Raw genomic sequence first — 9,472 nt, 5'->3', positions numbered from 1 at the left:
GGACGTGTACCGCCTGCAGGGCGTGAAGATCAACGACAAGCACATCGAGGTGATCACCCGCCAGATGCTGCGCAAGGTCGAGATCACCGATCAGGGCAGCAGCAAGTTCCTGAACGGCGAACAGGTGGAGCGTCAGCGCGTTATCGAGGAAAATGCGCGCCTGTCGGCCCGCAACGAGCTGCCGGCGCACTTCGATCCGGTCCTGCTGGGTATCACCAAGGCGTCGCTGTCGACCGACTCCTTCATCTCCGCCGCGTCGTTCCAGGAAACGACCCGGGTGTTGACCGAGGCGGCGGTTTCCAGCCGGGTCGACAACCTCCAGGGCCTGAAGGAAAACGTCATTGTCGGCCGCCTGATTCCGGCCGGCACCGGTGGCGTGATGCGCCGCTTCAAGCAGCTGGCGGCGACCCGGGACAAGGAAATCACCGACGCCCGCGAGGCCGCCGCGGCCGAACTCGAAGCAGCCAGTATCGACGCTGGCCTTGGCGAGGAAAGCGCCGCCTGAACACTCCGGGCGGCGCCGCCCGAAACCCATGGAATTCCGGCTTTTCCGCGCTTGACAGCACATAGGCCGAACCATATGTTTCGGCACGATTTTCGGCGGCGGTGGTGGGTTTGTTTGCGGCCCAGACGCGTCGTCACGGCGTAACGTTTGAAAAACCCTGTAGGCCACGGGTGGGCGAAAATCACCCCAAAGCTGGCGGTGCCATGCGCTCGGCGGCTTTTGTGCGTATGGGGCGGGCGGAAAAAACCATGGCGGTTCAGTGGCTTCGCCGCTGAGTCGGAATACGGCGGGCGCGGCGGGCGCGCCTGCAACAGGGCCTGCAAGGCGCCAAAGGGAAGCGACGGCACATGCCAACGATCAACCAGCTCGTCCGCAATCCGCGGGTCACGCAGCTCAGCCGAAACAAAGTTCCGGCGATGCAGGGCTGCCCGCAAAAGCGCGGCGTGTGCACCCGCGTCTATACGGTGACGCCGAAAAAGCCGAACTCGGCGCTGCGCAAGGTCGCGCGCGTCCGCCTGACGAACCAGCAGGAAGTGATCTGCTACATCCCGGGCGAAGGCCACAACCTCCAGGAACACTCGGTGGTGATGATCCGCGGCGGGCGCGTCAAGGACCTGCCCGGCGTGCGTTACCACATCCTCCGCGGCGTACTGGACACCCAGGGCATCGCTGACCGTCGCCAGCGGCGTTCGCTCTACGGCGCCAAGCGCCCGAAATAGGAAGAACGAAGGCATGTCGCGCCGACGCGCAGCAGTAAAACGCGATGTACTGCCGGATCCCAAGTTCGGGGATGCGGCGGTCACGAAGTTCATGAATTCGCTGATGATCGACGGCAAGAAATCCGCCGCCGAGGCGATTGTCTACGGCGCCTTCGACCGGATGCAGTCGAAGACGCGGCAGGAGCCGCTGGATATGTTCAAGGAGGCGCTGAATAACGTGCGCCCGCATATTGAGGTTCGCTCGCGCCGCGTTGGCGGCGCCACCTACCAGGTCCCGGTCGAGGTGCGGCCCGACCGCCGCCAGGCGCTCGCCATCCGCTGGCTGATCGAAGCGGCGCGCAAGCGTAACGAAAACACGATGACCCAGCGCCTCGCGGGCGAGCTGATGGATGCCGCCAACAACCGCGGCAACGCGGTCAAAAAGCGCGAAGACACCCACCGCATGGCCGACGCCAACAAGGCGTTCGCCCATTACCGCTGGTAGCGCACCGATGCCCCGCTCGACCCCCCTCAACCGCTATCGCAATATCGGCATCATGGCGCACATCGATGCCGGGAAAACGACGACGACCGAGCGGGTGCTGTTCTATACCGGGGTCAGCCACAAGATCGGCGAGGTCCACGACGGCGCGGCGACGATGGACTGGATGGAACAGGAACAGGAGCGGGGAATCACGATCACCTCCGCCGCCACCACCTGTTTCTGGCGCGATCACCGCATCAACATCATCGATACGCCGGGCCATGTGGATTTCACCGCCGAGGTCGAGCGGAGCCTCCGCGTCCTCGACGGGGCGGTGGCGGTGTTCTGCGCGGTGGGCGGCGTTGAGCCGCAAAGCGAAACCGTTTGGCGCCAGGCCGAGAAATACGGCGTGCCCCGGCTGGTTTTCATCAACAAGATGGACCGCACGGGTGCGGATTTCTACGGCGTCGTCCGGCAGATCGAAGAGCGCCTGGCGGCCAGCCCGCTGGTGTTGCAGGTACCCCTCGGCTCGGAAGAGAACTTCGAGGGTATGGTCGATCTCGTCACCGGGAGCACGCGGAAGTTTACCGACACCATGGGGAAGACCTTCGAGACGGTGGATCCGCCCGCCGAGCTGGAAGAGGAGATCAAGACCTGGCGCGAGAAAATGATGGAAGCCGTCGCCATGGTGGACGATAGATTGATGGAGCGCTATCTCGAGGGTGAGGAAATTCCCCCCGAGGATCTGAAGGCGGCCATCCGGAAGGCGACGCTCGCGGGAATCTGCGTTCCGGTGTTCTGCGGGTCGGCCTTCAAGAACAAGGGTATTCAGCTTCTTCTGGACGCGATTGTCGACTATCTCCCCGCGCCAATCGATCTGCCCCCCGTAAAAGGCGCCCTCACCGAAGAACAGAAAGCCGAGGGCGTGGTGGCCCCCGAGCGGAAGGTCTCGGACGATGAGCCTTTCGCCGCCCTTGCCTTTAAGGTGATGACCGATCCCTACGTGGGACAGCTCAATTTCCTTCGGGTGTACTCGGGCGTGCTCGAGGCGGGCGGCAGCGTACTCAACGTATTCACCGGCAAGACAGATCGCGTGGGCCGGCTTCTCCAGATGCACGCCAACAAGCGAGAAGAGATCAAGGAAGCCCGCGCCGGCGATATTGTCGCGGCCCTTGGCCTTCGCCGCACCAAAACGGGCCATACCCTCTGCGTGCCAGACGCCCCCATCCTCCTTGAGAGCATCGAATTTCCCGAGCCGGTTATCTCCATCGCCATCGAACCGAAAACGAAGGCCGAGCAGGAAAAACTCGGCACCTCGCTCGCCCGGCTGTCGGATGAGGACCCGACTTTCCATGTGCGGGTGGACGCCGAGACGGGCCAGACGCTTCTCTCGGGGATGGGCGAGCTTCACCTGGAGATTCTCGTCGATCGCCTCACCCGCGAGTACGGCGTCGAGGCCACAGTGGGCAAACCCCAGGTGGCCTACCGCGAGACCATCCGGACCGAGGCCGAGGCCCGGGGGCGGTTTATCCGCCAGACGGGCGGCCGCGGGCAATTCGGCGATGTGAAACTGAAAATCCAGCCGCTCGAGCCTGGCTCGGGCTTTGTGTTTGTCAATAAAATCGTGGGCGGCGTGATTCCGCGGGAGTATATCCCGGCGGTCGAGCGCGGCGTCCGCGAGGCCCTCGAAAACGGCATCATTGCAGGCTATCCGGTGGTGGATTTGGAGGTGACGTTGTTCGACGGCTCCTACCATCAGGTGGACAGTTCCGAGATAGCGTTCAAGATCGCGGGCTCGATGGCCTTCAAGGATGCGGCCAAACGGGCCAAGCCCGTTCTCCTTGAGCCGGTGATGGACGTGGAAGTCATCTGTCCGGAGGACTATCTCGGCGACGTGATGGGCGATCTGACCTCGCGCCGGGGCAGGATCAAGGAAATGGGCGAGCGCGCCGGTGCCAAGATCATTTTGGCGTCGGTTCCCCTCTCCGAGATGTTCGGATATGCCACGGATATCCGGTCGATGACGCAGGGGCGCGCCAACTACACCATGCAGTTTGGACGCTATGAAGAGTTGCCGAGGAGTTTGGCTGAAGAATTGATTGCCAAGGTTGCGGGAGCGGCCGCCCAGCCCGCGTAGGCGGACAGTCGTTTTCCGGCAAAAAATATTCCAAGTCCTGTTGATAGGGAATTAAAGGAGAGAATCTGCCATGGCGAAGGCGAAATTTGAGCGGACGAAGCCGCACGTGAACGTAGGGACGATTGGTCACGTGGACCATGGCAAGACGACGTTGACGGCGGCGATAACGAAGCACCTGTCCACGAAGGGGATGGCGAAGGCGGTTGCGTTTGATGAGATAGACAGGGCTCCGGAGGAGCGCGAGCGGGGGATCACGATAGCGACGGCGCACGTGGAGTACGAGACGGAGAAGCGCCACTACGCGCACGTGGACTGTCCGGGGCACGCGGACTACGTGAAGAACATGATCACCGGTGCGGCCCAGATGGACGGCGCGATTTTGGTGGTATCGGCGGCGGACGGACCGATGCCGCAGACGCGCGAGCACATACTTCTGGCCCGTCAGGTAGGGGTTCCGCACATCGTCGTATTTTTGAACAAAGTGGACATGGTGGACGATGAAGAGCTTCTGGAGCTTGTAGAGCTGGAAGTTCGCGAGCTGCTATCGGCGTACGACTTTCCGGGCGACGACATCCCGGTGGTGAAGGGCTCGGCGCTCAAGGCCCTCGAGGGGACCGAGACCGGCTGCATCGATGAATTGATGTCGGCGGTGGACGAACACATCCCCGTGCCGGTCCGGGACGTGGACAAGCCGTTCCTGATGCCGGTTGAGGACGTATTCTCGATCTCGGGCCGCGGCACCGTCGCGACAGGGCGCATCGAGCGCGGGATCGTGAAAGTGGGCGATGAAGTCGAGATCGTGGGGATCACGGATACGGCCAAGACGGTAGCGACAGGCGTTGAGATGTTCCGCAAGCTGCTGGACCAGGGCCAGGCGGGGGACAACGTCGGGGTGCTGCTTCGCGGGGTGAAGAAAGACGAGATAGAGCGCGGGCAGGTACTTTCGGCGCCGGGCTCGATCACCCCGCACGTGAAGTTCAAGGGCGAAGTATACATCCTGACGAAAGAAGAGGGAGGGCGTCACACGCCGTTTTTCAACGGGTATCGCCCGCAGTTTTACTTCCGGACGACGGACGTGACAGGGATAGTGGATTTGCCCGAAGGGCGGGAGATGGTGATGCCGGGGGACAACGTAACGATAGACGTGGCGCTGATCACGCCGATCGCGATGGAGAAAGAGCTGCGCTTCGCGATCCGCGAGGGCGGCCGCACGGTGGGCGCCGGCGTCGTCACCGAAGTCATCGAATAAGGTTTGAGGGGCTCCAACCGGAGCCGGGAGAGTCAGAGCCGTATGAGTCAGAAGATTCGGATTCGTCTAAAAGCGTATGATCACCGGCTTCTCGATCAATCGGTGAGTGAGATCGTGGATACGGTGAAGCGCACCGGTGCGGATGTGGTTGGTCCCATCCCGTTGCCGACGTCGCTCAACAAATATACGGTTCTTCGCTCTCCCCACATTGACAAGAAATCCCGGGAACAGTTCGAGATCCGCACCCATAAGCGGTTGGTGGATATCGTGGAGCCCACCCAGCAGACGGTGGACGCGCTCATGAAGCTTGAGCTTGCCGCTGGTGTGGATGTCGAGATCAAGCTCTAGGCGGGGGAAGAGGAAGGATGAACTACATTCTAGGCCGCAAGGTGGGGATGACCCATGTGTTTTCACCCGACGGGGGGACGATCCCCGTGACGGTGGTGGAGGCGGGCCCCTGCACGGTCGTTCAGAAGAAGACCGAAAAGAAGGACGGCTACGAGGCGATCCAGGTCGGCTTCCTTCCCCACAAGGAGAAGGGCTTTACGAAGGCCGAACTCGGGCATTTCAAGAAGGCCGGCGTGCAGCCCTTCGCCGAGCTTCACGAAGTGCCTCTGGGCGAGGGCGACGCCGGGCTCGAGGTTGGCGCTGTCATTGATGCCTCGGTGTTTGACCGCGGCGACCGGGTGGATGTCACCTGCAAGAGCAAGGGCCGCGGGTTTGCGGGCGTCCTCAAGCGCCACGGTTTCGCCGGCGGCCCTGGCGGCCACGGCGGAATGTTCGACCGCCTTGCGGGATCGATGGGTTCCTCGGCCTACCCCTCGAAAATCATCAAGGGAAAGAAGATGCCCGGCCACATGGGCGACAAAAAGACGACCATCATCGGTCTTCTGGTGGTGGATGTGATTCCTGAGGACAACGTGATCCTGCTCCGCGGCTCCGTGCCGGGGGCGAAGAACGGGGTTCTTCTTCTCAAGCGCAGCACGCGGACGGGCGCGGGACTCGACGATAAGCCCAAGGAACAGGTTCGGAGCATGAACCCGCTCAAGGCTTCCAAGCGCGCCGCGCGCGGTGGTTAGGGAGAGCAGTTCGATGGCTCAGATCGAGGTACACGACCTCGAAGGCAAAGTGGTGGAGCAGGTCGATCTTCCCGGCGGGGTGTTCGACGGGGTGGTGAGACTTCACCTGATCCACGAGATGGTGAAATTCCAGCTGGCCAGCCAGCGGGCTGGGACCCACTCGACCAAGGGCCGCGCCGAGGTCCACGGGTCGAACGCGAAGCCCTTTCGCCAGAAGGGTACGGGCCGCGCCCGCGCGGGCGATGTGAAATCCCCCATCTGGCGGCACGGGGGCACCACCTTCGGGCCCAAGCCGCGGGATTACACCCATAAGATGAACAAGAAGATGAAGCTGGGCGCTCTCAGGAGCGCGCTGAACCTGAAATGGAAAGAGGGAAAGCTCAAGGTGGTGCGCGATCTCGACATCGAAGCGCCCAGGACAAAGCTGATGATCGGCGCGCTCGAGCGTCTTGACACCCGGGGGAAGACCCTCCTGGTCCACGGCACGCCCGGAGAAAACTTCCTGCTCGCGGTGCGGAACCTTCAGGGGACCAAGCCCCTTTCCGTCGAAGGGCTCAACGTTTACGACATCATGTGGCACGAGCATCTCGTCTGCACCAAGGACGCGCTTGGTTCACTTGAGAAAAGATTGGCGGGTTAGGGAGCGATGGAACCGACATTGGTGATCAAGCGGCCTTGCGTCACGGAAAAAAGCATCGAGTCCAGCGAGGCAGCCAACAAGGTGGCCTTCGAGGTCGATATCCGGGCCGGGAAAAAAGAAATTCAGCGCGCGGTGGAGTCTCTTTTCGGGGTGACTGTCCTGAAGGTGAACACCCTGCGGATGCCCGGCAAGCGGGTTCGCGTGGGACGTCATTTCGGAACGCGGGCGCCCTGGAAGAAGGCCATCGTCACCCTTCAAGAGGGTGACAAGATCGAGTTTTTCGAGTCGGCCTAGCGGCCGCTGTTGAAGAGGCGAGAGGAACGTTATGCCGGTCAGGCGATATAAGCCCACATCTCCAGGGAGACGCTTCCAGGAGGTTCTCACTCGGGAGGACATCACCCGTGAGAAGCCCGAGAAGTCCCTCATCCGCGGGCTCAGGAAGACCGGAGGCCGGAACAACCTCGGCCGGACCACGGCCTTTCACCGCGGCGGGGGCCACAAGCGGCGCTATCGGGTGATCGATTTCCGGCGTGAAAAGATCGGGATTCCGGCCAAGGTCCGCTCCATCGAGTATGACCCGAACCGCACCGCCCGCGTGGCGCTCCTGGTCTACGCCGATGGCGAAAAGAGATACATCATCGCCCCGAGCGGAATTCAGGTGGGCGATGTGCTGAATGCGGGACCGGAGGCCGAAATCCGGCTGGGCAACGCGCTGCCGGTGGCGAACATCCCGATGGGGACGATTTGCCACAACATCGAGATCAAGCCCGGCGCCGGCGGACAGATTGCCCGCAGCGCCGGCGCCAGCGCCCAGCTGATGGCCAAGGAGGGAGATTACGCCCACTTCCGGCTGTCCTCGGGCGAGGTGCGGATGATTCATTTGTCCTGCTACGCCACCCTCGGCGAGGTGGGCAACGCAGATCACTCGAACATGAGCTACGGCAAAGCCGGCAGAAAGCGCTGGCTCGGCCGCAAGCCCCATGTCCGCGGGGTGGCCATGAATCCGGTGGACCATCCCCTCGGCGGCGGCGAGGGGAAAAGCTCGGGTGGCCGCCATCCGGTGACCCCCTGGGGCAAGCCGACCAAGGGATACAAGACGCGGAAGGTGAACAAGCCTTCCTCCAAATTCATCGTTCGGCGCAGGCGGAAGAGCCGTTAGCCGGCGGGCACGCAAGGGAGAGCGCGCGAAATGAGTCGTTCGCTTCACAAGGGACCGTTTACCGACGAGCACCTTCTGAAGAAGGTGGAGGCGATGGGCAGCGGTGGCGACAAGCGGATGATCCGCACCTGGTCGCGCCGCTCGACCATCATCCCCGATTTTGTCGGTTACACCTTTGCCGTGCACAACGGGAGAAAGTTTATTCCCGTGTATGTGACCGAGAACATGGTGGGCTTCAAGCTGGGAGATTTCTCGCCCACCCGCACGTTCAAGGCCCATGCCGGGATAACCAAGCGTCAGATTTCGTTGAAGTAGGCGGGAGAGAGGCGGAGAGATGTCGAAGGCGAGCCTGAAATACTACCGGAGCAAGCCGCGCAAGACGCGGCAGCTGGCCGATATGATTCGCGGTAAGCGCGTTTCGGAGGCCCTGATCCTGCTTCAGCTCTCCCCGCGTGCGTCCTCCGAGGCGTTTTCGAAATTGATTGTCTCTGCCCTTGCGAATGCGACGGACAAGGGGGAGAACGACGACCCCGAAGGGCTTGTGATTCGGCAAGTAACCGTGGATAACGGCCCGACGCTCAAGCGGATGCGGCCCAGGGCGCGCGGGCGGATGGGTCGGGTGCTGCACCGCATGTGCCACATCCACGTAGAGATCGGCGAAGGCCGGTAGAGGAGAGCAGATGGGCCAGAAGGTACACCCCATCGGTTTTCGGGTGGGCATTACCCGCGGGTGGGTTTCCACCTGGTACGCCAAGCGGGACTACGCCGACAACCTGCATGAAGACATCCATATCCGCGGCTATGTGAAAAGCCGCCTCTCACATGCGGGGGTGAGCAGCGTTGAGATCGAGCGCACGAGCCAGCGCGTCCGGGTGAACATCTGGACGGCCCGGCCCGGCATCATCATCGGCAAGCGCGGGTCGGAAGTGGACAAGCTGAAGGCGGACCTGCAGAGCCTTACCGGCAAGCAGGTGTATGTGAACATCAAGGAAGTCCGCAAGGCCGAGATGGAGGCCCAGCTGGTGGCCGAGAACGTCGCCATGCAGCTCGAGCGGCGGATCGCCTTCCGGCGCGCCATGAAGAAGGCGGTGACCTCGGCGCTCCGTTTCGGAGCCAAGGGCATCAAGATTCAGTGCAGCGGCCGGCTCGGCGGGGCGGAGATCGCCCGCACGGAGTGGTATCGCGAGGGGCGGGTTCCGCTTCAAACCCTCCGCGCGGACATTGACTACGGCTTTGCCGAGGCCAAGACGACGTACGGGATGTGTGGCGTGAAGGTATGGATTTTCCGGGGGGAGATGATTCGCTCGGCACGGCGGCGCCCGCCCGAGGCCATGACTTCCTCACCCTCGGGCGGCTCTGAGAACTAGGACGGAGAGCGAAAGCGATGCTGCAGCCGAAACGGACGAAGTACCGAAAACAGCAAAAGGGGCGCATCAAGGGAAAAGCCTTTCGCGGCTCGACGCTCGCCTTCGGGAGGTTCGGCCTCCAGGCCGTGACGGTGGGGAAAATCTCGGCTCGCCC

The 9,472-nt window shown here is 62.6% G+C and carries 14 protein-coding genes; all 14 read left to right on the top strand.

Going from position 1 to position 9,472, the window contains the following annotated elements:
- Positions 1–505: DNA-directed RNA polymerase subunit beta' (locus O2807_07165; protein MDA1000281.1), on the top strand; the 505-nt coding region annotated here is incomplete at its 5' end.
- A gap of 347 nt (positions 506–852) precedes the next feature.
- Positions 853–1,224: a 30S ribosomal protein S12 gene (rpsL, locus tag O2807_07160; protein MDA1000280.1), complete on the top strand. Its 372-nt coding sequence runs from the start codon at positions 853–855 to the stop codon at positions 1,222–1,224.
- Between the two features lie 13 nt (positions 1,225–1,237).
- On the top strand, positions 1,238–1,708 hold the full coding sequence (gene rpsG, locus O2807_07155; GenBank protein MDA1000279.1) for a 30S ribosomal protein S7: 471 nt from the start codon (positions 1,238–1,240) through the stop codon (positions 1,706–1,708).
- 7 nt (positions 1,709–1,715) lie between these two features.
- Positions 1,716–3,824: an elongation factor G gene (gene fusA, locus O2807_07150; GenBank protein ID MDA1000278.1), complete on the top strand. Its 2,109-nt coding sequence runs from the start codon at positions 1,716–1,718 to the stop codon at positions 3,822–3,824.
- A 70-nt stretch (positions 3,825–3,894) separates the two neighbouring features.
- The gene (gene tuf, locus O2807_07145; protein ID MDA1000277.1) at positions 3,895–5,073 is read left to right on the top strand and encodes an elongation factor Tu; all 1,179 of its coding nucleotides are present in this window, start codon (positions 3,895–3,897) and stop codon (positions 5,071–5,073) included.
- 42 nt (positions 5,074–5,115) lie between these two features.
- Positions 5,116–5,421 carry a 30S ribosomal protein S10 gene (gene rpsJ / locus O2807_07140; GenBank protein MDA1000276.1) on the top strand — a complete coding sequence of 102 codons (306 nt, stop codon included), beginning with the start codon at positions 5,116–5,118 and terminating at the stop codon, positions 5,419–5,421.
- 17 nt (positions 5,422–5,438) lie between these two features.
- Positions 5,439–6,152: a 50S ribosomal protein L3 gene (gene rplC / locus O2807_07135; GenBank protein ID MDA1000275.1), complete on the top strand. Its 714-nt coding sequence runs from the start codon at positions 5,439–5,441 to the stop codon at positions 6,150–6,152.
- Between the two features lie 13 nt (positions 6,153–6,165).
- Positions 6,166–6,792 (top strand): 50S ribosomal protein L4, encoded by a 627-nt coding sequence (gene rplD / locus O2807_07130; GenBank protein MDA1000274.1) that lies wholly within the window; start codon positions 6,166–6,168, stop codon positions 6,790–6,792.
- 6 nt (positions 6,793–6,798) lie between these two features.
- The gene (gene rplW / locus O2807_07125) at positions 6,799–7,086 is read left to right on the top strand and encodes a 50S ribosomal protein L23 (GenBank protein MDA1000273.1); all 288 of its coding nucleotides are present in this window, start codon (positions 6,799–6,801) and stop codon (positions 7,084–7,086) included.
- 31 nt (positions 7,087–7,117) lie between these two features.
- Entirely contained in the window at positions 7,118–7,951 is an 834-nt protein-coding gene (rplB, locus tag O2807_07120; GenBank protein MDA1000272.1) for a 50S ribosomal protein L2, read from the top strand.
- Positions 7,952–7,981: 30 nt separating this feature from the next.
- Complete coding sequence (gene rpsS / locus O2807_07115) at positions 7,982–8,266, top strand: 30S ribosomal protein S19 (protein MDA1000271.1); 285 nt, start codon at positions 7,982–7,984, stop codon at positions 8,264–8,266.
- A 19-nt stretch (positions 8,267–8,285) separates the two neighbouring features.
- Positions 8,286–8,621, top strand: a complete 336-nt coding sequence (rplV, locus tag O2807_07110; protein ID MDA1000270.1) for a 50S ribosomal protein L22 — start codon at positions 8,286–8,288, stop codon at positions 8,619–8,621.
- A gap of 10 nt (positions 8,622–8,631) precedes the next feature.
- On the top strand, positions 8,632–9,318 hold the full coding sequence (rpsC, locus tag O2807_07105) for a 30S ribosomal protein S3 (GenBank protein MDA1000269.1): 687 nt from the start codon (positions 8,632–8,634) through the stop codon (positions 9,316–9,318).
- 17 nt (positions 9,319–9,335) lie between these two features.
- Positions 9,336–9,472: ribosomal protein L16 (locus O2807_07100; protein MDA1000268.1), on the top strand; the 137-nt coding region annotated here is incomplete at its 3' end.

The sequence above is a fragment of the bacterium genome (assembly GCA_027622355.1).
In the GTDB taxonomy this organism is placed as follows: Bacteria; UBA8248; UBA8248; order UBA8248; family UBA8248; genus JAQBZT01.
Note: the sequence above shows the minus strand (reverse complement) of the source record. Positions and strands in the feature narration are given on the sequence as shown.